Here is a 258-nt window from a genome sequence, read left to right on the forward strand (position 1 = left end):
GGGAACATCCATCGGATCTCTCAAATCTGCCTGTTCGTCGTGGTTGGCAATCGCATTGTCGAACTCAGTCTCGCCATAAATCCAGGATGGCTTCTGTCGATAAGATTTCGACCTGCTCCGAAAGCCTCGGCACCAAGATCTCGGTTACCATGGCGTGCGCTTTCATGTCACCGCTTCCCAGCGCATCCTCGGCCAGGATGACCCGATAGCCGGCGTCCACCGCATCGAGAACGCTCGCGTAGACGCAGACGTCTGTCT

1 protein-coding gene is annotated in these 258 nt (G+C 56.6%); it reads right to left on the reverse strand.

Annotated features, from left to right (window positions below; translation table 11 throughout):
- Positions 1-64: 64 nt before the first annotated feature.
- The coding region (locus tag AF337_RS32760) for an isochorismatase family protein (RefSeq protein WP_152971297.1) at positions 65-258 on the reverse strand (194 nt) is incomplete at its 5' end.

It is taken from the genome of Rhizobium ecuadorense, from assembly GCF_001187535.1.
In the GTDB taxonomy this organism is placed as follows: Bacteria; Pseudomonadota; Alphaproteobacteria; order Rhizobiales; family Rhizobiaceae; genus Rhizobium; species Rhizobium ecuadorense.